Below are 26,220 nucleotides of genomic sequence, written 5' to 3' on the forward strand. Positions count from 1 at the left end.
CACACCTGTTCCCATGCCGAACACAGCAGTTAAGCTCTCTAGCGCCGATGGTAATTGGGGTGTTTCCCCTGTGAGAGTAGGACGCTGCCGGGCAAACAAAGGCTACTAGATGATGTCTAGTAGCCTTTGTTTTTTTGTAAGAATGATTAATCTAAATTAGGGTATACAGTAAATGTTGAATATTATCATCGAACAAGAAATTATGGTATTTTTTAAGTAGGTTATGCTAAGAGTGAGGTTAGGAGGATACATACATATGACCCGAGACCATCAAAATGAAAAAGAACAATATCGTGCCACAATAGAAGGACTTGATCGAAGAGGATCTGGTCAAGCAGTTGTCTGGAGAGAAAATGAATTAGGAAATCCAAAGAAATTAAAATTAGTTGTACCGCGAAGTCTTCCAGGTGAACAAGTTAAAGTTGATGTTGATTATCCAACAAAAAAATGGAGTAAAGCACATATTCAAGAAATTATTGATGTAAACCCTGAACGAACGATTGCCCCTTGTCCGCACTTCGATATATGCGGAGGCTGTGTGTGGCAGCATTGGGACTATTCGGGTCAATTAAAACATAAAACAGAGCATGTTAAAAAAGCCATTACAGAACAAGGATTTGATCCTGATTTAGTCAAAGATGCAATTGGGATGGACAGACCATGGGATTATCGTAACAAAATGGAATTTACCTTTTCACCTGAAGGCGCTATGGGACTGCATGAACAAGGTAATTTTAGAAATGTATTTGACCTTGAGACATGTTTAATTGCTGGCGATGATATGGTTGATGCCGCTTTAGAAGTTTCAAGATGGGCGAAAGATCACCAATTAAAAGGATACGAAAAAGAACAGCATGTAGGGTTACTCCGACATTTAATGGTGCGACAATCCTTTTCGACTGGTGAAATCATGCTTGCGGTCATTGCAACTGAACCGCCAGCTGGAGAGCTAGCAGAAATGGTAGATGATTTAGTTCAAAGGATTGAAGGTAAGAATGCTAAGGTAAAAAGTTTATTGTGGATAAAAAATACACTTTGGGCTGATCGTGTACAGGCAGAAGAAGTCCATACATTATTTGGCCGTGATTTTATTTACGATGAAATAGCCGGATATCGATATCGCTTATGGTTCGACACATTCTTTCAGACTAACCCAACGCAGGCTGAAAAGCTTGTTGAATTAGCCCTTGAAGTGGGGAACCCTAAACCGACTGAAACCATGATTGATTTGTTTTGTGGGGTCGGAACCTTTTCCTTACCATTTGCGAATCAGGTAAAGGAATTAGCTGGGGTTGAGATTGTTGAAAGTTCAATCGAATCAGCCAAACGTAATGCAGTCGAAAATGGTCTAAATAATACTTTTTTCTTAGCTTCGGATGCACGACGCGGAATTGATCAGGTATTAGAGAAGTTTGGTCAGCCTGATTTATTGTTACTAGATCCACCTCGTTCAGGTGCGGGAGGTAAGGTGATGCGCCGCATTGGACGTTCCAAACCAAAACGGATTGTTTATGTTTCGTGTAATCCCGTTTCATTTGCCGAAGATATAGCTGAATTAAAACAGTTTAATTATGAATTAATATCCGTTCAGCCAGTTGATTTGTTTCCACATACAGTGCATGTGGAGTTGGTTTCGGAGATTGTATTGAATGAAGGAGCAGAATTCTAATAAGGGTTCTGCTTTTTCTTTATATACTTGTAGACATTAATCTCTAAAGATCTTCTGAACCTCAACATCGAGTTCATCGAAAATAAAAGATTGTGCTTTATCATTGTTTTTATAGGTCTTTAGGTCATTAATACTCTGATCTTCAAAGTGGTACATCGTTAATTCTTTGTTATCAGGGTTTACAATCCAGTACTCCTTCACACCACAGGACATGTAGAGATCGAGTTTCAGGATTAAGTCTTTTTTTCGTGTACTTTTTGAAAGGACTTCAACCATTAAAGATGGAACACCTTTATAGTAATCGTCGTCACCTAATTGTTCCTCAAGGTCACATATAACCATAAGATCAGGTTGAACCATATTAATCTGATCAGGCGTTCTTTTAAGTTCAATGTCGTATGGGGCAACAAAAGGTGTGCACTCACTTCCTTCAAAAAAATTATAGAAGATGGCAAGTAATTTAGTAACTGTATACTGATGCGCTGTCTTCGGTGAAGCGAGTAAATAAATAAACATGAAGCAGCTGCATTTTACGATTTAGAAGAATGGTTTAAAAATAATAAAAAACCGAAGCCAATAAAGAGTTCACCAACCAAGAAAAAAGTAGATTTAAAAGATATATTACCAAGTCTATCGAAAGAACAACTGATAAATATCATCTTATCGATTAGTCATGAGCATGAACAAATTGAAAAACAGCTTTTATTCCAACTTTCCCCTCAGGAAGATGAAATTAAAAATAGTAAATTGCTTATACGAGAATATATAAATGACGCAAAATATCAGGGTTTTATTATTTGGAAAAGAGTACCCGATGCATTACGCGGGGCTGATTTGACATTACAGAAAGCACGAGAGCAGATTAAAAACGGTCAAGAAAAGACGGCCGTTGATCTTGGCTTAACTGTATTACCTATGGTAGTAGACATGCTGCAATTCACCGATGATTCAGGCGGGGAAGTGGGTTTGACGATTGAAGAAAGTTTTAACATCATCAATGATGCACTTGCCTCAAGTATTAAAAAAATTGATCTCGGAACCCAAGAAAAATTATTCCAAGCGATCATGAAGGAAGCGACTCATAAAAGGTATGAAGGTTGGGACGAGTGGCGAATTCGTCTTATGGAGAGTTGTATTATATTTTGTCATAACGAATCGATTAGAGAACAACTTGAAAATCACATCCAAAAGTTGACTAAACAGTATTCAAAAGGTTCATGGTACGAACGGTACCAAGTAACAAATCTTAAGCAATTACAGTTACAAATTATTGAGCTTTTTGATAACTCGCAAAAAGCAATAGAATTTATCCATGAATATATTGAATCTTCTCCTTTTCGCGAGAAAGCTGTGAACGATTACTTAGAAAAAGAAGACTACCAAAAGGTCGTAGAATTGTGTGAAGCGGGGATCGAGCATGATCAACAATATCGAGGATTAGTAAAGAAGTGGAAAGAATATCAACTTCGAGCGTATGAAGGACTAGGTGATTTGGAACAACAGCAAAAGATCGCTTTGAAATTATTATATGGAGGCGATTTTTCTTACTATAAAACATTGAAACAACTCTATCAACCGGATGAATGGCAAGAGATTCTCACAAAGATTTTAACAAAGTTTGAAAAGCAACATTTTGTACCAGTCATTTATACTGATATTCTCATTGAAGAAAAACGGTATGAAAAACTATTGAATTATTGTAAAGAGGATCTACATTCAATCAGACTTTTTTACCCATATTTGATTGAAGATTTTCATGATGAAGTGGAAAACTTATATAGATAATATATTCTACAAATATCGGAGCCCTCTGGTTCAAGATCCCATTACAGAAATATTTGCAGGGAGATAAGAACTTATAAGGAAATCTTTGGAAGTGACCTTGCTTAATCATTGATTGATAAACTTAAAGAAGACTATAATCGTCGACCCGCTTTTATGGATGAGCTGAGAAAATTAAATTGAAATAGATGTGAAATGGACGGGTTTGATTAGTTTGGAAAGAGAAAAGAGCCGAAAAATTAGTAAAGAAATATATCGTAATCTTGAATAAACTTCAGCCTCTCGATTTAGTCGAGAGGCTGTTTTGGATAAAGTTATTTTTCTTTGTGACCTTCTGATTTCGTATCTTCAATCGGTAAGAATTCAAAGATCTCACCGGATTCGACGGACTGGACAAGTCTTTCCAACCAATGGCAATAGTTTTTATAATCTTCAAGTTGCCGTAAATCTTGTTCAGCTCGTTGTTTCGTTTCTTCGCTGATTTCATCATCATTTAGTACTTGTTGCAGTTTCTCTATAGCATAATTGATCGCCGAAAGATTTAATTTAGCTTCCCTTTCCCACTTATCCCCGAAGAAATGGGAGAAATATTGGAAGAAATTTTTCTCAGCCAAAAATAAATCCTTACGGGAACCTTTTTTCCAGATTTTCTTTACAATATTGATGTCTTGTAATTTTCGAACGGCTGTGCTCATGCTCGGCTTGCTCATGCCAAGATCATCTTTCATATCATCAAGTGTCAAAGGATCATGCTTGAAATACATGGTTGCGTATAATCTTCCGATGGATGGTGTGACGCCGTATAGATCCATGGTTTCGGCAATCGCATTAATAACTGAGCGCTCTGCATCCTCAAGCAATTCCTCTGCGTTCTGCTGTTTCTCTCCTTTATGATCTTCCAATGTAATCCCTCTTTTCATATTGTGTTTGGTAGATTTATAAAATTAAACGGGTTAAATATATATTTAACTTCTTTAATTTTAACTATATCGCATCTTGAGTGAAAGTCAAAAAAAATTAATTGAATATAGTCGCTAGTTTACAAAAAATATCCACTGTGGTATATTAAAATTATTAAATACGTTAAAAAATAATTTAACAAAATTAATATAGGAGGATAATGAATGAAAAGATTATTCATCAATGGGGAATGGGTTGAGGCTTGTTCTGGAAAGACGAGAAACATTATCAATCCGTTTAATCAGGAAGTTATTGCAACAGTTGCTGAAGGGGATGTAGAAGATGCGAAGCTAGCGATCTCTGCAGCTCGAGAAGCCTTTGATCATGGGGAATGGAAACATACACCGGCTACTGAACGAGGGGAAAAAGTCCTCCAAATCGCTGAATTGATCGAGAGGGATAAGGAAGAACTAGCGGAGCTTGAATCCCTTGATACCGGAAAAACAATCACAGAAAGCCGTGCCGATATGGATGATATTGCAGGTGTATTTCGTTATTTTGCCGGTTTAGCTGGTAAAGATGGCGGAGAAATGATTGAATCACCGATTCCGAATAGTCAAAGCAAAGTTGTTCGTGAACCGGTTGGCGTTTGTGGACAAATTACACCTTGGAATTATCCACTATTACAAGCCGCTTGGAAAATTGCTCCCGCGCTTGCGACTGGAAATACCATTGTGATGAAACCAAGTGAAATTACACCACTAACTACAGTAAAAGTAACAGAATTAATGGAAGAAGTTGGTTTTCCAAACGGTGTCGTTAATCTGGTTCTCGGTGAAGGCGCAACGGTTGGTAATGAATTAGCTGTGAGCCACGACGTTGACCTAATATCTTTCACGGGCGGTATTGTGACAGGTAAGAAGATTATGCAGGCGGCAAGCGGAAATGTGAAAAAGATTGCACTCGAGCTTGGAGGGAAAAACCCGAATATTGTATTTGCGGATGCTGATTTTGATACAGCGGTTGATCAGGCGTTGAATGCGGTTTTCTTCCATGCCGGTCAAGTTTGTTCTGCAGGGGCTAGGTTGCTCGTTGAAGATTCCATTCATGACCGTTTTGTCGAAGCTCTTGCTGAAAGAGCCAAACGAATTAAATTAGGCAATGGATTCGATGAAGAAACGCAATCTGGTCCGTTGATTTCGGAAGAGCATCGAGCAAAAGTCGAAAAATATGTAGAAATCGGAAAAGAAGAAGGAGCCACCGTGTTAGTTGGCGGATCACGTCCTGATGATCCTGAACTGCAAAACGGCTTCTTCTACTTGCCGACGATCATAACCAACTGTCGTTCTGATATGCGAATCGTACAGGAGGAAGTGTTTGGTCCCGTTTTAACAGTTGAACGTTTTAAAGATGAAGAAGAGGCAGCGCGACTTGCGAATGATACCATCTATGGCCTTGCCGGGGCAGTATGGACGGCCGACGTAGATAAAGCAGAACGTGTGGCATCTCAATTACGAATGGGCACCGTATGGATCAACGACTTTCATCCATATTTTGCACAAGCTCCATGGGGCGGATATAAACAGTCTGGCATCGGACGTGAGTTAGGCAAACCTGGATTGGAAGAATACACAGAAACGAAACATGTTTATCGCAATCTTGATCCTGAACCACTCAATTGGTTTAAGTAAATTTCAAACAAGAATTTGTAAGACTGCAAGGAGGTTCATAACATGAGTGAAACATTTGATTATGTAGTAATCGGCGGTGGAAGTGCAGGTTCTGTACTCGGTAACCGTCTTAGTGAAGATGGGAAACGCAGTGTTTTGATATTAGAGGCAGGACGGAGCGACTATCCATGGGATCTATTGATTCAAATGCCAGCAGCTTTACCGTTCCCAGCTGGTAAAAGCTTATACGACTGGAAATACGAATCTGATCCTGAACCATATATGAATGGACGCCGCATTAAGCACGCTCGCGGTAAAGTGCTTGGCGGTTCAAGTTCCATTAACGGCATGATCTATCAGCGTGGTAACCCACTGGATTATGAACGTTGGGGCGCAGACGAAGGTATGGAGACGTGGAACTTTGCGCACGTACTTCCGTATTTTAAACGTTTGGAAAACGCCTTAGCAGCTGACCCAGACGATGAATACCGTGGCCATGATGGTCCGATTAAACTAGAGCGTGGACCAGCTAAGAATCCTCTATTCCAGGCCTTTTTCGATTCGGCGGTTGAAGCGGGATATAACCGTACGCCTGATGTGAACGGTTATCGTCAAGAAGGGTTCGGACCATTTGATAAGCACATTTATAAAGGACGACGCTTTTCAGCTTCACGTGCCTACTTAGATCCTGTTAAGAGTCGTCAAAATTTAACAATTAGAACACGTGCGTTTGTTGAGAGCATCGATTTCGATGGTACCCGAGCTAATGGCGTGACCTATCGTCGTAACGGAAAAACCCATCAAGTTAAAGCCGGAGAAGTTGTTTTAGCTGGAGGTGCCATCAACACACCACAGTTACTTCAATTGTCAGGTGTGGGTGATGCCGAGCACTTGCAATCACTTGGGATTAAACCGGTCGTTAATCTTCCAGGTGTCGGTGAAAATCTTCAGGATCACCTTGAAGCTTATATTCAATACTCTTGTCCGAAGCCAGTGTCTGAACAACCAAGCTTAAATAAATTACGTATGCCTTGGATTGGCCTGCAGTGGTTACTCGGCCGAAAAGGACCAGCAGCAACCAACCATTTTGAAGGTGGCGGTTTCATCCGTTCCAACGAAGACGTTGACTATCCTAACTTAATGTACCACTTCCTTCCGGTGGCGGTACGCTATGATGGACAAAAAGCGGATACGAAACACGGATTCCAGGTACACGTTGGCCCAATGTACTCTGATGCTCGAGGATCCTTGAAAATTCGCTCGAAAGATCCTAGAGAGCACCCAAGTATGATCTATAATTACTTATCGACTGAACAGGATAGACGTGAATGGATTGAAGCAGTAAAAATTACAAGAGAAATTATGTCTCAGCCAGCCATGGCACCATACAATTCAGGAGAAATCTCACCTGGATCGTCCTTTCAAACGGATGAAGAGATTTTAGAATGGGTGAAAAATGATGCCGAGACAGCTCTCCACCCGTCTTGTACAGCTAAAATGGGACCAGAATCAGATCCTATGAGTGTTGTCGATCCGAAAACGATGAAGGTTCACGGACTCGACAATGTACGAGTAGTAGACGCATCGGCTATGCCATATGTGACGAACGGCAATATCCATGCACCAGTCTTAATGCTAGCCGAGAAGGCAGCGGACTTAATCCTTGGAAAAGATCCACTCAAGCCTGAGAATGTTGATTATTACCGTCATGGAGTGGATCAAGCTGAAGCAGGTATAGTAACGAGTTAAACTATATTAGAACGCATTCTGAATGAATTACCCCCTTTAAAATATATTTATGATAGAGTAAGTAGTTCAATTTTGGATTTATATCCTTAATTGGACTACTTTTTTTATATGAAATTGCACAACTAATTTTAAAACAGAAGGGTGTTCGGTATTTTGTGGCAAAATAAGTTAAAAAACATCGTGCAACTAACTGGACTGCCTAGTAGAATAATAGACAAAGTTTGAAAACAAAAGGACGGTTTAGGAGATGGTTTTTAAAGATATTACTCTATATACTGAGAAAGTAAAACAAGACATGTACGCATCTGGTGCTGCGTTAGTCATTATGAAAGATAACCATATCGTGCACGAATGGTATTCAGGTACCCATCATTTTGAAAAGGGAGCCAGAAATATTGATTCTTCTTCACAGTTTAACGTTTATTCAGTAAGAGTAACTTATGTCAGTTTGGCATTCGCAATAGCTATATATGAAGGCTACATAAGGCTTGAAGATAAATTAAGTGACTATTTAATTGAATTTAATAAAGAAATTCTTGGGGAAACAACTATAAGGCATCTATTGACTCGTAGTACTGGTTTGAAAATAAAAAATAATTCAGTACAACGTGTATTTAAAGCAGGAAGCGCCATTGAGGGAAAAAGACCTGATTTACTAGCGAATATCTTGCTCAACATTACGGGTAAAACAGTTAATGAAATACTTAGAGAAAAAGTATTTAAACCTTTAAATTTAACGAGTACGGAATGGGTAACTGAAGGTAAAAATAATTTAGTATGTGACATACATTCACCTGATCGTTGCCCAACATTAAGAGTAGGATCAAATATAGGTGACGATCGAAATTTATATGTCAGTGCTAAAGAATTGGCTTTGTGGGGTAATTTACATTTAAATAAGGGATCATATAAAGGAAAACAAATTCTTCCTAAAGAAATTTTTAACTATGTTACAACAATACAAAGCCCTACTTCTTTACCAAAACACTTTCCAAAGTTTGGTTTTCTTTGGTGGATAAAAGATAATGAATTCTCTTGGGAATACAACGAATTAGGTTCAGACTTACCAGAGGGTTCGTATCAGATACTTGGAGCCTCAAGTTGTTCGTGTACAGTTATTCCTAAATTAAATGTAGTTGCTGTTAGAATGTACAATAGCTTATACGAAGATTTTGACTATGTAAAAGATATTCAAAGGTATAGTAACTTATTAGTTTCAAGTTTAAAGAATCTTTAATCATAGTCTTCATTAATATTTCGAAAAGCCCCATTGCAATATAAAAGAAGCTAGCCCTCCAAAATGAGGGACCAGCTTCTTTAAAAATTTATCTTTATTTTACCCATTCATCAACTAATTCTTGATTCTCTTCAACCCATTTCTTAGCACCATCAAGTGGTTCTTCGGCATTTTCAACATAGTCTATTAGTTCACCGATTTGTTCGTCATTCATCTTCCAGTTCTTAAAATATTCGCTTACGTTTGGATAATCATCCGCAAAATCTTGTCTTGTCGCATGGTGAATTTTCTCTACACCACCGTAAGTTTCTTGTGGATCTTCTAAGAATTTTATATCATATTTTGAGAAGATCCAGTGTGGAGTCCAAAGTGGTGCCACGATTGGTTCTTCATTTTTAACTGCTTCCCCAATTTCAGCTAACATGGCAGGTTCAGAGCTTGGTAGTAATTCAAAATCAAGGTTATAATCTTCAATTAATTGCTCCGTAACTTCCATCGTACCTGCACCAGGGTCAAAACCGACAATTTTTCCATCAAACAGTTCCTTATGTTCATTTAAGTCTTCTACACTATTAATATCTTCTAAATAGGTTGGAACGACAAGTCCTACTTTGGCATTATCAAACCATGTAGCCTCTGAGAAATTAACGGTATCTTGATATTCTTCTAGATAATTCGCATCTTGGACTGGTAACCATACTTCTAAACTAACGTCGAGATCACCGGTCTCTAAAGCTTGCATCATAGTACCCATGTCCAATACGCTTAACTTCACGTTATAACCTTTATCTTCTAAAATGGCTTTCCACATATTTGTTATGGCAATATTCTCAGCCCAGTTAATTTGACCAATCGTGATTTCTTCAGCATTAACTTCTGTTTCTGAACTTGCCTGTTCACTTTCTGCACCAGCTTGTTCTGCTTCTGCTTGATCACTGTTTGATTCCTCATTATTGTCTCCACATGCAGTCAACACAGCAACCACTAGCAGAGCTAAGCTAAAACTAAGTGCTTTTTTCCAATTGTTCATGGTTAAAAAACTCCCTTTTCTTTTTGTATATTAGTTTAAAATGTTCCAAACGTTAAATCCGTTTAGAAATTTTTTAACAAAATATCAAAACAAAAACTCATCTCTTATTTAGAAGAGATAAGTCAAGCATTCATATAAATGGATAGATTTGCTAACCTTATCTGAAAGCTTTTTTTCTTAAGTAGCTACTTCAATAATTCTGATAACCAATTATTGATTATAGTACTTTTTTGCCTCTTTAACAACACCAATACTTAAGGCTTTTATGAGGTTTTTAAAACGCCTAAAAATTATAAAGAAAATTTCATTAAATATTTTTTAAACGTTCTTTATAGTTTTTATGTTAACGTGTTTAGATTAAATGTCAAGGGGGGCTAGTGATTTGTTGAAAAATCAGTAGAATAAAACGTTAAAAATGAAGTTGCAATAAATTGCGAAAAGCTGATTAGGACAAGTCTAAAGTGTATTCTTTACTTTTTTTATAAATCGTTTGAAATTAACTATTATTAAAATCTATAAGCACTTTCGCATGTATTAGCCATTGGTTCATAGTAACAATGCTGTTTATATTGTCCTGTGATTGGTTGACCGTACCATGTAGATGGACATTCGCCATACGGATTAAAATACCACAGCGCGTATTTAGCAGGATGTTGTCTCCAATATTTTAATACTTTTCTGGCTAACTTTTTTTCCACACCTCTTGCTGGATTATAAAATAGATCACCCTTTTGGACTGCTTCAAAAGAATAATTTCCTCCTTGCACTTGATAAATGACATCCTCTATTGATCGCAAGCCTTCAAAATCTAAACAATCAGCCTTTCGTCGATTGACAATGACATTTCCGACCATAAGCATCCCTAGTCGACCTTCACCTTCAGCTTCTGCCCTCATCATCCTTGCAATTAAATTAATGTCATTTTGATTATGAGCCACTCTAGCCAATTTTCCTCACCTCTACAAGTAATGAATTTAAAAACGATTAAAAGTTCGTATACCAATATAGATATTATTTATGTTGTATAGTGTTCTTGGCATCTGGTGTGGTGTCATTTTAATTGGGCTTTGGTTAAAAAAGTTAGGTAAAGAGGTATATTGAATATGAATGAGGGATGCGGTTCATACAATTGACTATTCATTACTGACGATTGTTTATATGGTAGATTTTAAGTTGCCAAATGGAAGAGAAGTGACCAATCATAAATGGGTAGTGAAAGAAGAGCTTAAGCCATGAGGATTTCTCAAGAAAGTAGAATCCTTCTATAGACGTATCAATTTTTCCATCTGTCCGTTTAAAAAGTAGTTTAACCTACGCTCAAGTATTAACATACTCTGAAACAATGAACTTGTTGGTTCTCTTCTCTTGTGGAGTATTCTCAATCAAAATAAGAATCTAGTTTCAAAGATTCTATTAATATGTTTAAAGCTAATATGGAGGATTCTTACAAATGTTGTCGAAGGTAATTTATAACAATAATATTTTGGGGTAAAAATAAATGGGTAAAATTTATGTACCTTCTAATGGAGTAGATTCATGGAAAAAATTATTAGCTGATTGTGAATCAATAAGTAAGGAAGGAGGATAAGTTTGGATACAGATAAAGCAATTGAAATTGTAAACTTACTAGCAAATGGCGTGGATCCAGAGACAGGAGAAGTTTTTCCTAATAATAGTCCATATCAGCATCCTGAGGTAATAAGATCATTATTTTTAGCTATTAAAGCGTTAGAGAAGATGGATAAAAGTGAAAAGCGTCAAAAGAGGCTACCTAGGAACGCAGGGAAAAGTTGGACTGAAGAAGAAGAATACTTATTAGTAAAAGCTTTCGATGAAGGAAAATCAATTAATGAATTGTCAGAAGTGCATAAGAGGACAAAAGGTTCAATAAGGTCGAGGTTAATTAAGTTAGAGAAAATAGAAGAGTTCAAGATTTAAGTTTATCATTATACTGAAATGGACTTACTTCGTGCTACAGGAGGTCGACTAGCACCTGATAATTATGAGTTTGTTACACTTATTTTACAAATAATAATCATTTGATTTTTATACTGCCTAGTGGAGGTACAATGAAAGCGATCAAGTCATTGATGATTCAGAGCCTAGAGAACTGATGGCCATGGATTAATAACGCTGAGAAGAGGCTTGGAGGAACAGAAATGTATACAATTATTGATTTTGAAGATAACATTAGTCGCTTAGGTAAACCACTAGCTTATACAAGGTTTGAGAACTTCTGGGTTGGAAAGGAAGTATTATCAAAGTAGAGGTGTTAAGATGTTAGACGAAAACACACCCATAAATGGTCTATCTAAAACGATTGTTGATTTTTGGAAATGGGCTTATTCGGATTTATTGATGAATAATCATCGTGGTGTATTTGCAGAGTTTATTGTTGCAAGTTCTTTAGGTGTTGAAGAGACACAACGGATTGAATGGGACGTTGCTGATGTTAGTTTTAAAGGACATTCTATAGAGGTAAAGTCATCAGCTTTTGTTCAATCTTGGGATCAAAACAAATTAACAACGCCGGATTTCGATATAAGTAAAAAACATGTTTTTGGTGAGTATGGTCACTCAAAGAAGAGAAATTCAGATATTTATGTTTTTTGTTTATTAAAGGAAAAAGTATATCATAAGGTTGATCCATTAAATTTAGAGTAGTGGGAGTTCTATATCCTAACAACAAAATTTATCAATGACTATTTTGGTAATCAGAAGAGAGTTTCAATAAACAAAATAAGAAAAATCTCCAAACCTTTAAATTATAGTGAATTAAAAGAAAAAGTTAATAAGTTGATTATCAACAGCCCTTAATATGGGTTTTATGTTTTTTATAATATAGAGAATATTAGAAATGTTTAGTAGAAATGCTATAACCTAAAATAATCGGGAGAAGCTATACTGGTCTCAAACTATCACCTTCACAATAACTATGGTAGCAACCTAAAGGAGTTTACATATGCACTACATCAAACAACTTTTTCATTTTGGGTATCAACAGGCCTTGGCTTGTTTGTTCCCGGGTTTAATTTTTATAACATTAGCCGTAACCAATCTGGTATCTGTTCCTGGAATCCCTCGTTATGATGTGATTTTGATCATTTGTTTACTCATTCAGGTTGTCATGGTAAAGACGGGGTTAGAGACGATAGATGAATTGAAGGTTATAACTTTATTTCACATCATCGGATTGACGTTAGAAATCTATAAGGTACATATGGGTTCGTGGAGTTATCCTGGAGAGGGTTATTCAAAGGTTGCGGGTGTTCCGTTATATAGTGGATTTATGTATGCTAGTGTGGCTAGTTATATGGTACAGGCTTGGCGGCGGTTAGATTTGAAAATTGATAAGTGGCCGTATTTCTTATGGACGGTTCCGCTTGGTGCTGCAATCTATTTAAACTTTTTTACGCATCACTTTGTGTATGACATACGTTGGTTTTTGACAGGTGCATTATTCATTATTTTTTGGAAAACAGTCGTGCATTTTAACGTTAATGGTGAACGTTATAAAATGCCTTTATCGCTTTCATTCTTTCTGATTGGATTTTTCATATGGGTAGCTGAGAACATTTCCACTCTATTAGATGGATATCGCTATCCTAATCAAGGTGACACATGGGAGCTTGTCCATGTCGGGAAGATCAGCTCGTGGTTTTTATTGGTGGTCGTTAGTTTTATTATTGTTGCGCAGTTGAAACGTATAAAAGGGGAAGGGTTTACAGATCAAGAGGTCAAGCCAATAAAGGGCGAACGCAAAAAAGTGCTATAAACTTTAAATAAGCAGGATCCTCAGAAGGGATTCCTGCTTCTTTACAATTCGATTCCTCATACATTTATTAATCATACAACCCATAAGTTTGGTTTATATCTTGAATAAAAATGATGCCGTTACCGGGTTCATCTATTTTAAGCTTTTTCCTAATTGAAGATACAATCGCATCGGTGCTGTCTCGCTCTGATAGGATCATGACGATTTCTTTTTCGGGTTCAATATTCATAGAAAAAAGTTTACTAGTTTCGTGGATGCCTGAGCCTCTTCCGTTTATGATGGTACCACCTTTTGATCCAGCTTCCGATGCTGCATCAATGACATCTTCAGCGTTTCCTTTTTCTATAATCACTGTAATAGCATGATACATTTTTTGATCTGCACCTCGTCTTTCTAACATGTGATCGCTTTTTAGACTCCTTGCACCAATTACGCGGTTGATTGAGGTAGTAAAGGCTATGCCGTGATTGGGTTTTGAGAATTTGAATTTTTGATCGAGTTTTTCAAGAACATAGTTAACTGTTTTTCTGTCGGATCCCATTAGGACGATTTCTTTTTTGACATCGTTTATCGCTAAAAGCTCAAGGAGATGGTTTTTGATCGTCCCTTTTCCTAATAGTACAGTCCCGCCTCGCATACCGTGTTTCTTGGCGGTTTGCAGTACTTTACTTCCTAGTCCAAAGTTGACGATAATACAAACCAAATTAAGATCTGGATTTTTAGTATCAGTCGACATTGTACTTTACTCCCCCTTTGCTTTATTGGATTTATATTTAAATGCTAGACCTAGTATTTGTAAGGCGATTAATGGTGTCATGGCTACTAATGCAATCATACCAAAGCCATCAATTAAAACACTAGCTCCTTGTGTCGCTTCTGCAGCGCCCTGTACAAAGGCTAAAATAAAGGTTGCGGTCATCGGGCCTGATGCTACACCACCTGAATCAAAGGCAATCCCAACGAATAGTTTAGGCGCAACATATGTCAATGCTATGGCAATGATATAGCCTGGTAAAAGGTAATGCCATAATTGAAGTTCTGGTATGAGTACTCTTAATACGGATAAAAGAACGGCCAAGCCAACACCAATTGATAGCGTCACTAATACGGCAGATCGTTTTACATAACCGCTCGTCACATCTTCTATTTGATGTGTCAGAACATATACGGCTGGTTCAGCTAATATCGTAACAAGACCTAGGGCAAAGGCTATGACAATAATATATGCTTTATTATCAAGGTTTGCTATATTATAACCTACAAAGCTACCAACGTCCATAAAACCAGCGTTAACACCTACAAGGAATAATACGAGTCCAATAAATGTAAACAGCAATCCCATTAAAATCTTTCTTACGCCTTTCATAGACATTTTAAAGGAAATTTTCTGAAATACAAGGAAAATTATAAGAATAGGTAATAAGGCTACAGTTATTTCAAACGTTATACTTGGGAATTCGTGTAAGAACGGCCCAATAATAGAGTTTGAGACGGTATTTCCTGCTAGACTCCCGGTCATTTCATCCGTTCCTGAAATGATATTCATAATCATCACGGTTATAATGGCACCTGTTGACGCAATGGCTACTAATCCGAAACTATCTTTCTCGGAGGCTTTACTATCCTTTTTTAGAGCGGAAATACCTAAAGCAAGAGCTAGAATAAACGGTACGGTCAATGCGCCAGTAGTTGCACCGGATGCATCAAAGGAAATGGCTAAAAATTCAGGAGACGTAAAGATCGCCAGTCCAAAAACAATCAAATATAAAATCGTTAACAATTTATAAAGTGGAAAATTATAGACTATTCGAACAAGCCCTGCGGCAATGAGTAGTCCAATGCCAATTGAAACGACTACAACAACACTGGTTTTTGAAATGAGACCTGAGGTTACCATGTCAACTTGATCTGCGAGGATGTGTAAATCTGGTTCTGCAATGGAGATAAAAAAGCCAAGTAATATACCGGCAATCAAAATAATCCAGATTTTATTTGTTTTTGCAATAGCTTTCCCCATTCTTTGGCCGATGGGCGTAATACCAATATCAACTCCAAATAAAAAGATAGATAATCCAATTATGATTAAAATCGCACCTAAAACAAATCGAATCAGTAAAGGGGTATCTAGAGGCGTTATCGTAAAATTTAAGATTAATACCATGACGGTAATGGGGAGAACGGCTATTAATACTTCTTTTAACTTAGAAACGAGTACGCTAAAAATGATTGGTCATTCCTTTCTATTAATTTAGCAAACTATGAATACGAGATCCATAGTTAAGCGCTTACAGATTGACATCGACTTTAATGAGTCGCGCTTCATGTTTATCGATCCCAATATAATGCAACGTATCTGAGGTCGAATGATGATTTAAAATTTTTGAGATGATCGAAATCGCAATCCCTTTACGATAGGCGTGATAGGCAAAGGTTTTTCTTAATGTATGTGTACCGATTTTCCCTTTGACACCTGCTTCTTTTGCGGCATGGTTAATGATACGATACGCTTGCTGACGAGTGATCGGATTGTTATCCTTCTTGGATTTAAAGAGGTAATTCGCTGGGTCAAAATCATACATAGACAGATAGGTTTTTATTTCCTTCTTTACACTAGTATTTAAATAGAATGCCTTCTTCTCACCAGTGTGTGTATCTGCAACATGTATAAAATCCTTGATTCCCTTACCATCCCATACGTCCTCAATTTTTAAGGTTAGTAAATGACTAATTCTTAACCCCGTATTGATTCCGAGCACAAAAAACAATAAATCGCGTTGTGAATGTTGTTTTAATATTTTTTTAATGGTTCTAATGTCATTCAAATTCTTTATAGGATCAACGAATTCCATGGGTTTCCTCCGAACATAATGTTACATAACTATATTATATTTTAATTTAAGTAACATTACAATTTATATGCTTGATATAAAATTATTAATCACCTAATAGATACAATCAGTAAAAATGGAATAAATGTTGGTAATAGGTCATATGATTTAATTGGAATTTATTAAAATCATGGGGTGATTAAGTGTCTAAGGACAAAAACAGCAAGAAGCCGACGGACGAGGACCGTAACAAGAAGTCCATGGACGATGACCGTAACAAGGGTCAGGTACATGGCGACCGCAAAGACGAACAACTGGAATATTACCGTAGAAGAAACACTGGCCCAGGCAAAAAAATGACAGATGATAACGGTGTAAAAGTTTCTAATGACCGGTGGACCTTGAGAGCAGGTAAGCGCGGGCCAGCGTTATTTCAGGACTTCCACTTTTATAAAAAACAATCACATTTTGACAGGGAACGAATACCTGAAAAAGTTGTTCATGCAAGAGGATTCGGGGTATATGGGGACTTTGAGTTGTATAAATCAATGAGAAATTATACAGTAGCAAAATTTTTACACGAACCTGGCAAAAAAACGCCATTATTTTGTCGATTTTCTAATTTTATCGGAAATAAAGGTTCAAAAGATACTGCAGTAGATATACGTGGTTTTGCGGTTAAGTTTTATACAGAGGAAGGGAATTATGATATGTTATCACTCCAATTCCCTGTCTTCATTCTAGCAGATGGCATGAAATTTATGGATGTGACACATGCGGCCAAACCTGAGCCGAAAACACATGTTCCACAAGCAACGACTGCACACGATAGTTTTTGGGATTATGTCGCTAATAATCAGGAATCGGCACATATGGTAATGTGGTTGATGTCCATGCGGGGGCGTCCAAGAAGTTGGCGTATGATGGCAGGTTGGCCAATCAATACGTTTAGATTTATTAATGAACATGGTCAATCGACCTTTGTCAGATTTAAATGGGTGCCTAAGCTTGGGGTTCATTCATTGTTACTTGACGAAGCGAATATTATCGGAGGGGTTGATCCAGACTTTCATCGCCGAGATATAATTGAAGCTGTTCTAAAGGGGGCATATCCAGAATACGAACTTGGGGTACAGCTCATTGAAGAAGGCGATCAATATAATTATGATTTTGATATTTTAGATGATACAAAACTCTGGCCAGAAGAAGTCGTTCCGGTTGAAACCATCGGTAAATTAACATTGAATCGACTTGTTGATAATTTCTTTGCAGAGGAAGAGCAATCAGTATTTGACCCTGCTAATCTTGTTCCGGGAATCGACTTCACTAACGATCCTGTTTTACAGAGTAGGGCATTTCCATATAGGGATACGGAATTACATCGCCATCATTCAGCGAATTTTGAGAATCTACCCGTTAACAAACCTATCGTAGAAAAAAACTATAATCTACGAAGAAGTTATCTGAGACACCGAATTGATGTTGATTCCGTACACTACCATAATAATTCATTAGCTGGAAACACGCCAGAAGAAGCGTCTTTTGAAGAAGGTGGATTTGTCAGTTATCCTGATGAAGTCGAAGGACACATTACGAGAGAACGTCCGAGTGAATCGTTCTATGATTATTTTTCACAGTCACGCCTTTTCTGGAACAGCCTATCAACAGTTGAAAAACAAGATCTAGTGGACACATTTATTTATCACCTCCAATATGTTAAAAGTAAATCTGTTAGACAGCAAAATGTCGATATGTGGGTTAACGTGGATAAAGAGATGGCCTGTACAATTGCTGACAATATCGGTGTGGATCGTCCTAAAGGTTCTCATGTTCCTGTTAGCAAAAGTTCGCCAGCGATTAGCCAAGCGAATACGCCGCATTATGCTTTTACACAAAAAGTTGCAGTCTTAATTGGTGATGGTTTTAATGGTCGTGAGGTCACGAGCGTTCTAGATCTACTTCAGCAAAATGGCGTTTTTATTGATATTGTTAGTGAGAAGCTCGGTACCGTAACGGGTTCGGATGGCGCCACACTTGAAGTGGATGAAACATTTACAACTAAATATCCAGTTCTATATGATTCGTTTTATATTGTTGGGGGACATTCTCACAATCAAGAAAAATTCAATCAGGATATTTTAGAATGGGTCAGTAAAGGATACAAACATTATAAGCCGATTGGTGTGGCCTCAACTGGACAGAACTATATCAGGTCATCAGACAAAAATAACTTAGCTGGCGTCGTTTTTGCGGGGAACAATCCTGACTTTGGAAATAATTTTGTTGCTGCCATTGCACAACAACGTTTTTGGAATCGAACTTAATAAAAGTAAAAACATAGTTTGATAGAAAAGTAGGAATCCAAAAAGGGTTCCTGCTTTTTTTATTCAGAAAAATTTAAAAAAGTACTAAAGGTTGGTAAAATTTAGTTTTAATTATGTTATACTATTAGCAGTTTAGTCAAAAGGGGGATGAAATAAAAATGAAATTAAAGAAGACAAGTGCAGTGGTACTTTCTTCAGCCGTTGTTTTTGGTGGTTTGGCACCAGCTGTAAATGCTGCAGAAATAGCAACGGTTGAGTCACAAGCAGTAGAAGTCGAGCAGAATGAAACGCAAACAACAGCAAACGAAGACTCTTTTACAGTGGACGAGCTTATTCCTAGAATTAAAGAGCTTTTCCCTGAAAAGTTTGAGTCGGCATCTGATGAAAATTTCCACCTAGATTCTTCACCTTACTTTCCTGAGGAAGACATTGAACGCTACCGCGTATCTTACTTCTCACCAGAATCAGATAGCGACCCGAGACATGCTAGCTTTGAATTTGTGGGTGACGACTTAGAACTATTTAACTTTTCTATTGACCCACAGGAACGCTCAGAAGCTCTTTTCCCACCTGAAGTTTCAGAAGATGAAGCTTTAAATCTGGCAAAGTCATTTATGGAAAAGATGAATTTAGACGGCGATTTTGAACTGAGAGAAAATACTAATATTTATTACAACGATATCAACCGTCCATTAACTGAACCGATTGAGTATCAATTTACTTTTGATAAGTTAAGAAGTGGTATTCCGATTCAAAGCCAAACAGCACGTGTTACGGTTTTAGGTAATGGGGAAGTCACACGTTTTAGTGCACCACGTCAACAAGGTGAAGCGGACTTTGAAACGAGGACTGGTGTGATGTCCAAAGATGACCTTCTAGAGAAGTTAAAAGGGGATCTTGACGTTGAGTTGCAGTATATGGTTAGACACGATTATCTGTCTCAGGAAGAAGAGGTTTATTTAACTTACCGTGAATCACCTGCTATTCATGAAGTCTCAGCGAAGGACGGTCAGTACTACATGAACGGTGAATATGTTGACGAGATTCCGGAAGAAGAAGACATCCAAATGCTAGCTGACCAAGCGAAGGCTACTAGCCCAATTACAAAAGATGAAGCGGAGGAGCTAGCTAGAGAACTTCTTGCAACCGATGATGAAAACACGACATTGCATATTGATCGCATCACAGAACGTGAAAATCCAGATGGTACTGAAGTTTACTCTATTAGTTACATGTATCGGACTGGGAATAGTGGATATGGTTCTTCAATCGAGATCAATAAGAACACGGGTGAGCTTGTCAGATACCACAATTCAAGAGGTTTAAATCCGAATGAAGAAGTAGATGAAAATGTATCTTATGAAGAAGCACTAGATTTAGCGGTCGACTATATTAGTGATTATGCCTACTCGAATATGGATGAATATGCTTATCCTGTCAATCGTATGACGACAGTTGCGAATGACCGCGAACATCGTTTTACATTCCCTCGAGTTAAAGACGGACTTGTTGTTGCTGGCGATAGAATCTCTGTCGGTATCTCAAAAGAAGATGGAAGTTTAGCATCCTTGTCTGTCAACTATAGTAATTTTGATGATTGGCCATCAGCTGAAGAGGCAGTAAGTCAAGAACAAGCTTTAGAAGACATTAAGAGTAAATTAGATTTGAAATTGTATTATGTCGATCGAGATAGAGATTCAAACGAACAAACATTACAGTATAAACTCAACTACCTTCGAAATGATAATGAACCAACTTTCTATAATGCCGTTACGGGTGAATGGGAAAGCAACTCTCCGTTTGGTCAAAAAGAGGATGTTGTGATTAGTCACCCATGGGCTGAGGAAGAGCTTAATTTCATGATTAGTAATAACATTTTAGAGATTGACGATCCAGCCAATTTTGATGCTGATCAGGCAGTCACAAAAGGTGAAGCCTTAGAGATCTTAACTAAGTCAATCGATCGCGTATATCCTCGTCCACCGGTAAATGAAGAACGAGAACAGAGTCCTTTCAGTAATATTGATAGTGAGCATGAACTATATAATATTATTATGCAATCCGTGCAAAGAGGTATTGTAGATGACAGCCAGGATACATTTGATGTGGATAGCCCATTAACGCGTGAAAATCTAGCATTCTGGTATGTTCGTGCGCTAGACCTTGATTCTGTTGCTAAACGCTCTGAGATTTTCAGCTATAACTTTAACGACTTAGAGGATATGAGTGACGAATATCGCGGATATGTTGTACTTGCTAACTCGTTAGGACTTCTAACGAATGACGGAGAAAATAATTTCTTACCGCAGCAAGAAGTGACTTATGCTCAGTTAGCAGTTGCCAATTTACGATTGGCTCAGCTAATCACATCTGGGGATTTTAGGTAAGTTGATTTAAGCAGATCTTCCTTTTTAGTGTTAAAGGAAGGTCTGTTTTTTTTATTAAATATTATTAAATGCACCGATAGAAAAGCGATAAACGCCATAGAATTGGGAGATACACCGATAGAAAAGCGAAAAACACCGATAGAATTGGGAGATACACCGATAGAAAAGCGAAAAACGCCGATAGAATTGGGAGATACACCGATAGAATTGGGAGATACACCGATAGAAAAGTGAAAAACACCGATAGAAGTGATAGGTGCTGAGACAAAACTTTATTCACTACGTCAAAATGCTTCGCTTGCCGTGGGCACGGCTCGAGCCTCCTCGGCAGAAAAGCGCTGCCTGCGGGGTCTCGAGACTCGTGCTGTTCCCGCAGGCGTCTTCGCATTTTGACTCCGTTCATTTTCAATTATATGAGATGATATTGTTCGCCTTTCATCACCCTCTAAATATTTTTGTCCCATTCTCTATAAATCAATGTCTAAATAAATTGGACAGTGGTCACTTCCCATCACGTCTGAATGAATTTGAGCGTCATTTAGTTGGTCTTGCATTCGTTCGGAAACAATAAAGTAATCAATGCGCCATCCGATGTTTCGTTCACGGACGGTTTTCATATATGACCACCAGGTAAAAAGGTCATCCCGATCCGGATAAAAGTATCTTAATGTATCGATAAACCCGTGATTCAATAAGCGCGTCATTTTCTCACGTTCTTCAATTGTGAATCCTGAATTGCCTTTATTTGATTTATCATTTTTTAAGTCAATTGGTTTGTGCGCCACATTCATGTCACCGCACAATATGACGGGCTTTTGCTCGTCTAACTTTTGTATGTAATGATAAAATTGATCCTCCCATTCTAATCGAAGCGGAAGTCGAGCTAAAGTACGCTGGGCATTAGGCGTATAAACGGTGACGAAATAATAGTCTTCGAACTCAAGTGTTATGATGCGCCCCTCTGGGTGTGACGCCTCTTCATCCATACCATAGGTCACGTTTAACGGTTGTTGTTTTGTGAAAACAGCTGTACCTGCATAGCCTTTTTTCTCGGCATAATTCCAGTATTGTTCGTAACCTTCTAAGTCCAGGTCAATCTGGCCTTCCTGTAATTTGATTTCTTGTACGGCAAAAATATCTGCTTCTATGTTATTAAAATAATCTAGAAAACCTTTACGGATACAAGCTCGTAATCCGTTAACATTCCAAGACACTAGTTTCATGTATGTATTCCCCTTCCTATTACTCAATCGAACTTGGACACTCACACGGCAAACTTGGCCAGTCACGCGCTTAGACACTCGAACATTACAATTCTATCACATCGAATAAAATTTTTATAAAAACATAGTTGACTTTTAAAGTGTATTAAGCATATAATACACACATACGGTGTATTAAGCGTCTAATACATATTTTTTTGCGCAGGGTGTATTAACACCTTAATACACTTGAACGAGTAAGCTTACTTCAAAACGGGAGTGTGTGTTTTATGAAGATACAGTTTAATAATCGAGATCCCGTCTATGTGCAAGTGATTCGTCATTTTAAAAATCAAATTGCGAAAGGATTTTTAGAGCCTGGGCAGGTCATTCCATCTAGGCGTGAATTGGCCAATCAATTAAAAATTAATCCGAATACAGCACAGCGGGCATACAAAGAAATGGAGGAAGAGGGTTTGATTAAAACTGAAAAAAATCAACCGAGTCGTGTGACCTCTGATGAGCAAATTTTACAGGACTTAAGAGATGAGTTGATTTTACAGGCTGTGAGTGAATTTGTAACCTCTGTAAAGTCGATCAATGTCCCTTTAGATGATGCTTTAGAGTTAGTTAAACAGAAGTATCAACGTGAAACTCGAAAGGAGGATTCCGATGATTGAAGTTAAAGATGTCGTGAAAAAGTTTGGACGGAAACAAGTGCTAAACGGTGTGAGTTTTACCGCAAATAAAGGTGAAATCACTTGTTTAATCGGAATAAATGGAGTAGGTAAAACGACGATTCTTAATTCGATTATGAAATTAACACCGATTCAATCAGGTGAGATTTTAGTTGATGGGAAAAAGGTGACCAAGGAGACGTTTGAGAAGATAGCCTTTATTCCGGATGCTACCATCATGCTACCGGGTATGCGAATTAAAGAAGCGATGGATTTTATGAATGATTTTTACAAAGTGTGGAATCAGCAGCGCGCTGATGAGCTTCTTGAATTTTTTAAATTAAATCGGGAAGATAAGATTTCGAGCTTATCAAAAGGTAATACAGCGAAGATCAATTTATTATTAGGACTAGCTTTAGATGTCGATTACATTTTAATGGATGAGCCGTTCTCGGGTATTGATATTTTCAGTCGTGAACAGATTGCCGAGGTTTTTACAACCCATTTAATTGAAGACCGAGGGGTTATTATTACGACACATGAAATAAATGATATTGAACATTTAATTGATAAGGCTGTGCTGCTTGATCATGGTGTAATTCATAAAGAATTTAGCACAGAAGAAATTCGTGAACAGGAAGGTAAGTCAGTTATCGATGTGATGCGGGAGGTGTATCGCCAATGAAAAACTTTATCAAATTAACGAATTTTGAGATTAATCGAATGTCTAAAGTGTTGTTTTCGTTAATGGCGTTTATGTTGGTCGTTCAAATAGGTGGTGTTATTTACGAATCACTTGATTATCTGAATCGTGTCGAAGAGCGAATGATGGAACAGCAATTAACGCGGGCAGAGGTTCTAGATTCAATTGGGCCGATGAGTTTTCACCCAATTATAAATGGTATTTTCTTTATTGGACCCATCTTCATTTGTGTTGGTGCGATATTATTTTATATCTTTTTGATTTGGTATCGCGATTGGTTTGGGAAGAACACGTTTATTTACCGACTTTTAATGCTGCCAACTGAGCGGATTAATATTTATTTATCTAAGCTAGCAGCGATTGTTATGGCTACGTTAAGCTTAGTTGCGTTTCAGTTAATGGCCATACTTGTCGAGCGGTTCGTGTTTCAAATGATGGTTCCAGATGATTTAAGGACAGATGATTCCATCACCAATCTTATTGTTAATTCGATGACAGGTCAATTGTTTATACCGAATGGATTTGACGCTTTCCTGTTGATCTATGGCGTCGGGGTTATGACGGTGATGGTGCTCTTTACGATGATTTTATTCGAACGAAGCTATCGTTTTAAAGGGATTGCGTTTGGTGTTCTTTATGGGTTACTGTCGGTCGCGCTATTCATATCGCCAATGATTTTAAATGAGTTGTTTCTTGATAAATATTTCTACTTAAATGAGTTGGTCTGGATTGAAGTGATTGTAGGTCTCATCATTATGGCAGTCTCTACATGGGTTAGCTTTAAACTACTGAAAGATAAGATAAATGTGTAAGGAGGGAGAATATTATGAAAAAATTTTGGAAATCGATCTTACTCTTAGTTGTCATTGTCGGAGGGATTGGGACGTATTATGTCCAATCAGCCATCGCCACGAATTCACTTCCTGACGTGACGATTGAAACGGTTGAAGGCGATGAAAGCTTAATAGAACCTCTCGTGTTTGAGGGACTTGTTAGTCATGACGAAAATGAGGAACAATTTCTGTTAAGTCAAGGTGAGACACTTTATAATGGTGATCTATCCTTTGTTGAGCGGTTTGAAGGGGTACACAATATGACGTTGAACCGGCTACGTCAAGGTTATCGTGATTTCATGCGAGGCGTCGATTACCTTTATCGTAATGTCTATGAGGACAATCAGCGTTTAATTTTGGTCAATGTTAATGAGTCATATTCGGCTTATGGTGTGGAAGATATTGAATTAGAGGTTAACATGTTAAATAAAGGTACAGAGAAATCGGAAACCTATACGATGGAAATCGATAGTGAACAAAGAATTAATTTTTATAACATTGCCGATGTGCAATATTCTGATGGTAAGGTTATAGTCTTAACGGATTTATCGGAAAGATACCAGGATGGTTCTAAACCGGGAATCACTGAACTCATTTTTGACATCCAATCAGGGGAATTAGTGAGTCAGGAGACCATCATTTCGTTTGATCAGCTAGAGCAGGATAATATTGATCAAAGAATTAGTCAATTAGGTGAATCTGTTTTATATGCACCAAGTGAGTATGTTGTGTTTCGAAAAAGTCAATATGAGATTGTTAGAAATGAACAAGCAGACAGTCTCACTGAAGAAATGATCGAAAACGAACTTTTAGCCTATAACGTTAAGACCGGAGAAATTGAACAACTTGAAATTCCACAAAATGAAAATTCTGATGTTCGGTACTTTGATGGCTCTAACCTTTATTTCGAAAAGACGAAAGATGGTGAGAACTTCCTTTCTGTTTATAATATTGCGGAACAAGATTTTCAAAAGGATGTTCCGATCGGTTCCGATTCTCACCCATATCCATATATTTTAGTTAACGCTGGCTATATTTATATGTTAAATCAGGAAGAGAATCATTTAAATGTGATTAGTGTCGATACGAATAAATCGGTGTATAAAGGTGAAATAAAAGTTAAAGATGAAGCGGAAATGAATATTTATAAAATGAGTTTTGAGTAAAGAGTAGGATCATGCGGGAGTTGCGCATGATCCTTTTTCTGTAGGAGCTGGGTTTGTTGGGGAGTCAGGAGGCAATTATCTTGTGTCATAGGGGAATTATTTTGGTTTAATGGGCAAAGGTTGAGGGGTAATGGGGAATCAGAGCGATACATTGGGGAATTTCCCCGGTTGATTGAGCAAAAAATGACGTTGAATGGGGAATTATCGTGATACATTGGGGAATTTTCTCTATTTATCGGGCAAAAATTGAGGCCCAATGGGGATTTAGCCTAGCCCATTGGGGAATCA

General features: G+C 37.7%; 23 protein-coding genes and 1 rRNA gene. 16 read left to right on the forward strand and 8 right to left on the reverse strand.

Going from position 1 to position 26,220, the window contains the following annotated elements:
* Nucleotides 1-93, forward strand: a 5S ribosomal RNA gene (rrf, locus tag BLP77_RS12445); the annotation flags it as partial.
* Between the two features lie 163 nt (nt 94-256).
* Nucleotides 257-1,669, forward strand: coding sequence for a 23S rRNA (uracil(1939)-C(5))-methyltransferase RlmD (rlmD, locus tag BLP77_RS12450; protein ID WP_093857464.1), 1,413 nt, complete (start codon nt 257-259; stop codon nt 1,667-1,669).
* Nucleotides 1,670-1,705: 36 nt separating this feature from the next.
* Here the strand turns inward: rlmD and BLP77_RS12455 are convergent, their stop codons facing one another.
* Entirely contained in the window at nt 1,706-2,185 is a 480-nt protein-coding gene (locus BLP77_RS12455; RefSeq protein WP_093857465.1) for a Uma2 family endonuclease, read from the reverse strand.
* 318 nt (nt 2,186-2,503) lie between these two features.
* Here BLP77_RS12455 and BLP77_RS12460 point away from each other — a divergent pair, with 318 nt between their 5' ends.
* The gene (locus BLP77_RS12460; protein ID WP_143001442.1) at nt 2,504-3,454 is read left to right on the forward strand and encodes a hypothetical protein; all 951 of its coding nucleotides are present in this window, start codon (nt 2,504-2,506) and stop codon (nt 3,452-3,454) included.
* A gap of 311 nt (nt 3,455-3,765) precedes the next feature.
* Here BLP77_RS12460 and cudC read toward each other — a convergent pair whose 3' ends face one another.
* Nucleotides 3,766-4,353, reverse strand: a complete 588-nt coding sequence (gene cudC, locus BLP77_RS12465; RefSeq protein WP_093857467.1) for a choline uptake/conversion transcriptional regulator CudC — start codon at nt 4,351-4,353, stop codon at nt 3,766-3,768.
* A gap of 222 nt (nt 4,354-4,575) precedes the next feature.
* Between cudC and betB the strand changes: the two genes are divergently transcribed.
* From betB to BLP77_RS12480, 3 genes are all read left to right on the forward strand, one after another.
* Entirely contained in the window at nt 4,576-6,042 is a 1,467-nt protein-coding gene (gene betB, locus BLP77_RS12470) for a betaine-aldehyde dehydrogenase (RefSeq protein ID WP_093857468.1), read from the forward strand.
* Between the two features lie 42 nt (nt 6,043-6,084).
* Nucleotides 6,085-7,770: a choline dehydrogenase gene (gene betA, locus BLP77_RS12475; protein WP_093857469.1), complete on the forward strand. Its 1,686-nt coding sequence runs from the start codon at nt 6,085-6,087 to the stop codon at nt 7,768-7,770.
* Between the two features lie 247 nt (nt 7,771-8,017).
* Nucleotides 8,018-9,007 carry a serine hydrolase domain-containing protein gene (locus BLP77_RS12480; protein WP_093857470.1) on the forward strand — a complete coding sequence of 330 codons (990 nt, stop codon included), beginning with the start codon at nt 8,018-8,020 and terminating at the stop codon, nt 9,005-9,007.
* Nucleotides 9,008-9,101: 94 nt separating this feature from the next.
* Here BLP77_RS12480 and BLP77_RS12485 read toward each other — a convergent pair whose 3' ends face one another.
* Together BLP77_RS12485 and BLP77_RS12490 are read right to left on the reverse strand one after the other, a co-directional pair.
* Nucleotides 9,102-10,037, reverse strand: coding sequence for a glycine betaine ABC transporter substrate-binding protein (locus BLP77_RS12485; RefSeq protein ID WP_093857471.1), 936 nt, complete (start codon nt 10,035-10,037; stop codon nt 9,102-9,104).
* 506 nt (nt 10,038-10,543) lie between these two features.
* Nucleotides 10,544-10,936: a cell wall hydrolase gene (locus BLP77_RS12490; protein ID WP_218118856.1), complete on the reverse strand. Its 393-nt coding sequence runs from the start codon at nt 10,934-10,936 to the stop codon at nt 10,544-10,546.
* Between the two features lie 208 nt (nt 10,937-11,144).
* Here BLP77_RS12490 and BLP77_RS15675 point away from each other — a divergent pair, with 208 nt between their 5' ends.
* The 4 genes from BLP77_RS15675 (at nt 11,145) to BLP77_RS12505 (ending at nt 13,812) form a co-directional block, all read left to right on the forward strand.
* Nucleotides 11,145-11,273: a DUF1541 domain-containing protein gene (locus tag BLP77_RS15675; protein ID WP_143001443.1), complete on the forward strand. Its 129-nt coding sequence runs from the start codon at nt 11,145-11,147 to the stop codon at nt 11,271-11,273.
* A gap of 354 nt (nt 11,274-11,627) precedes the next feature.
* Nucleotides 11,628-11,975, forward strand: a complete 348-nt coding sequence (locus BLP77_RS12495; RefSeq protein WP_093857473.1) for a hypothetical protein — start codon at nt 11,628-11,630, stop codon at nt 11,973-11,975.
* Nucleotides 11,976-12,314: 339 nt separating this feature from the next.
* A complete protein-coding gene (locus BLP77_RS12500) occupies nt 12,315-12,701 on the forward strand; it encodes a hypothetical protein (RefSeq protein WP_093857474.1) in 387 nt (128 codons plus the stop codon).
* Nucleotides 12,702-12,999: 298 nt separating this feature from the next.
* Nucleotides 13,000-13,812 carry a DUF817 domain-containing protein gene (locus BLP77_RS12505; RefSeq protein ID WP_093857475.1) on the forward strand — a complete coding sequence of 271 codons (813 nt, stop codon included), beginning with the start codon at nt 13,000-13,002 and terminating at the stop codon, nt 13,810-13,812.
* 67 nt (nt 13,813-13,879) lie between these two features.
* Here the strand turns inward: BLP77_RS12505 and BLP77_RS12510 are convergent, their stop codons facing one another.
* The 3 genes from BLP77_RS12510 to BLP77_RS12520 all read right to left on the reverse strand — a co-directional run bounded on the left by BLP77_RS12510 (nt 13,880) and on the right by BLP77_RS12520 (nt 16,661).
* Nucleotides 13,880-14,548, reverse strand: a complete 669-nt coding sequence (locus BLP77_RS12510; protein WP_093857476.1) for a P-II family nitrogen regulator — start codon at nt 14,546-14,548, stop codon at nt 13,880-13,882.
* 6 nt (nt 14,549-14,554) lie between these two features.
* The gene (locus BLP77_RS12515) at nt 14,555-15,973 is read right to left on the reverse strand and encodes a DUF1538 domain-containing protein (protein WP_093857477.1); all 1,419 of its coding nucleotides are present in this window, start codon (nt 15,971-15,973) and stop codon (nt 14,555-14,557) included.
* A gap of 124 nt (nt 15,974-16,097) precedes the next feature.
* On the reverse strand, nt 16,098-16,661 hold the full coding sequence (locus BLP77_RS12520) for a tyrosine-type recombinase/integrase (protein WP_093857478.1): 564 nt from the start codon (nt 16,659-16,661) through the stop codon (nt 16,098-16,100).
* A 239-nt stretch (nt 16,662-16,900) separates the two neighbouring features.
* On the opposite strand from BLP77_RS12520, the gene BLP77_RS12525 reads away from it, so the two are divergent.
* Together BLP77_RS12525 and BLP77_RS12530 are read left to right on the forward strand one after the other, a co-directional pair.
* Complete coding sequence (locus BLP77_RS12525) at nt 16,901-18,964, forward strand: catalase (RefSeq protein WP_093857572.1); 2,064 nt, start codon at nt 16,901-16,903, stop codon at nt 18,962-18,964.
* Between the two features lie 158 nt (nt 18,965-19,122).
* Nucleotides 19,123-21,351 carry a PepSY1/2 domain-containing protein gene (locus BLP77_RS12530; protein WP_093857479.1) on the forward strand — a complete coding sequence of 743 codons (2,229 nt, stop codon included), beginning with the start codon at nt 19,123-19,125 and terminating at the stop codon, nt 21,349-21,351.
* 467 nt (nt 21,352-21,818) lie between these two features.
* Here the strand turns inward: BLP77_RS12530 and BLP77_RS12540 are convergent, their stop codons facing one another.
* Entirely contained in the window at nt 21,819-22,574 is a 756-nt protein-coding gene (locus BLP77_RS12540; protein ID WP_093857481.1) for an exodeoxyribonuclease III, read from the reverse strand.
* A 269-nt stretch (nt 22,575-22,843) separates the two neighbouring features.
* Between BLP77_RS12540 and BLP77_RS12545 the strand changes: the two genes are divergently transcribed.
* The 4 genes from BLP77_RS12545 to BLP77_RS12560 are packed head-to-tail and all read left to right on the forward strand — an operon-like array spanning nt 22,844 to nt 25,932.
* Nucleotides 22,844-23,233, forward strand: a complete 390-nt coding sequence (locus tag BLP77_RS12545; protein WP_093857482.1) for a GntR family transcriptional regulator — start codon at nt 22,844-22,846, stop codon at nt 23,231-23,233.
* Complete coding sequence (locus BLP77_RS12550) at nt 23,226-23,915, forward strand: ABC transporter ATP-binding protein (protein ID WP_093857483.1); 690 nt, start codon at nt 23,226-23,228, stop codon at nt 23,913-23,915. Before BLP77_RS12545 ends, BLP77_RS12550 begins: the two co-directional genes overlap by 8 nt.
* A complete protein-coding gene (locus BLP77_RS12555; RefSeq protein WP_093857484.1) occupies nt 23,912-24,745 on the forward strand; it encodes a hypothetical protein in 834 nt (277 codons plus the stop codon). Before BLP77_RS12550 ends, BLP77_RS12555 begins: the two co-directional genes overlap by 4 nt.
* Before the next feature lie 14 nt (nt 24,746-24,759).
* The gene (locus BLP77_RS12560) at nt 24,760-25,932 is read left to right on the forward strand and encodes a hypothetical protein (RefSeq protein ID WP_093857485.1); all 1,173 of its coding nucleotides are present in this window, start codon (nt 24,760-24,762) and stop codon (nt 25,930-25,932) included.
* Nucleotides 25,933-26,220 lie beyond the last annotated feature (288 nt).

This window comes from Tenuibacillus multivorans (assembly GCF_900103915.1).
Taxonomy (GTDB): domain Bacteria; phylum Bacillota; class Bacilli; order Bacillales; family Alkalibacillaceae; genus Tenuibacillus; species Tenuibacillus multivorans.

Bases quoted from the DNA above. Each gene is read 5' to 3' on its own strand.
- rlmD (WP_093857464.1), top strand. From the start codon at position 257: ATGACCCGAGACCATCAAAATGAAAAAGAACAATATCGTGCCACAATA.
- BLP77_RS12455 (WP_093857465.1), bottom strand. From the start codon at position 2,185: ATGTTTATTTATTTACTCGCTTCACCGAAGACAGCGCATCAGTATACA.
- betB (WP_093857468.1), top strand. From the start codon at position 4,576: ATGAAAAGATTATTCATCAATGGGGAATGGGTTGAGGCTTGTTCTGGA.
- betA (WP_093857469.1), top strand. From the start codon at position 6,085: ATGAGTGAAACATTTGATTATGTAGTAATCGGCGGTGGAAGTGCAGGT.
- BLP77_RS12480 (WP_093857470.1), top strand. From the start codon at position 8,018: ATGGTTTTTAAAGATATTACTCTATATACTGAGAAAGTAAAACAAGAC.
- BLP77_RS12485 (WP_093857471.1), bottom strand. From the start codon at position 10,037: ATGAACAATTGGAAAAAAGCACTTAGTTTTAGCTTAGCTCTGCTAGTG.
- BLP77_RS12490 (WP_218118856.1), bottom strand. From the start codon at position 10,936: ATGATGAGGGCAGAAGCTGAAGGTGAAGGTCGACTAGGGATGCTTATG.
- BLP77_RS15675 (WP_143001443.1), top strand. From the start codon at position 11,145: ATGAGGGATGCGGTTCATACAATTGACTATTCATTACTGACGATTGTT.
- BLP77_RS12500 (WP_093857474.1), top strand. From the start codon at position 12,315: ATGTTAGACGAAAACACACCCATAAATGGTCTATCTAAAACGATTGTT.
- BLP77_RS12505 (WP_093857475.1), top strand. From the start codon at position 13,000: ATGCACTACATCAAACAACTTTTTCATTTTGGGTATCAACAGGCCTTG.
- BLP77_RS12510 (WP_093857476.1), bottom strand. From the start codon at position 14,548: ATGTCGACTGATACTAAAAATCCAGATCTTAATTTGGTTTGTATTATC.
- BLP77_RS12515 (WP_093857477.1), bottom strand. From the start codon at position 15,973: ATGGTATTAATCTTAAATTTTACGATAACGCCTCTAGATACCCCTTTA.
- BLP77_RS12520 (WP_093857478.1), bottom strand. From the start codon at position 16,661: ATGGAATTCGTTGATCCTATAAAGAATTTGAATGACATTAGAACCATT.
- BLP77_RS12525 (WP_093857572.1), top strand. From the start codon at position 16,901: ATGGACGATGACCGTAACAAGGGTCAGGTACATGGCGACCGCAAAGAC.
- BLP77_RS12530 (WP_093857479.1), top strand. From the start codon at position 19,123: ATGAAATTAAAGAAGACAAGTGCAGTGGTACTTTCTTCAGCCGTTGTT.
- BLP77_RS12540 (WP_093857481.1), bottom strand. From the start codon at position 22,574: ATGAAACTAGTGTCTTGGAATGTTAACGGATTACGAGCTTGTATCCGT.
- BLP77_RS12545 (WP_093857482.1), top strand. From the start codon at position 22,844: ATGAAGATACAGTTTAATAATCGAGATCCCGTCTATGTGCAAGTGATT.
- BLP77_RS12550 (WP_093857483.1), top strand. From the start codon at position 23,226: ATGATTGAAGTTAAAGATGTCGTGAAAAAGTTTGGACGGAAACAAGTG.
- BLP77_RS12555 (WP_093857484.1), top strand. From the start codon at position 23,912: ATGAAAAACTTTATCAAATTAACGAATTTTGAGATTAATCGAATGTCT.
- BLP77_RS12560 (WP_093857485.1), top strand. From the start codon at position 24,760: ATGAAAAAATTTTGGAAATCGATCTTACTCTTAGTTGTCATTGTCGGA.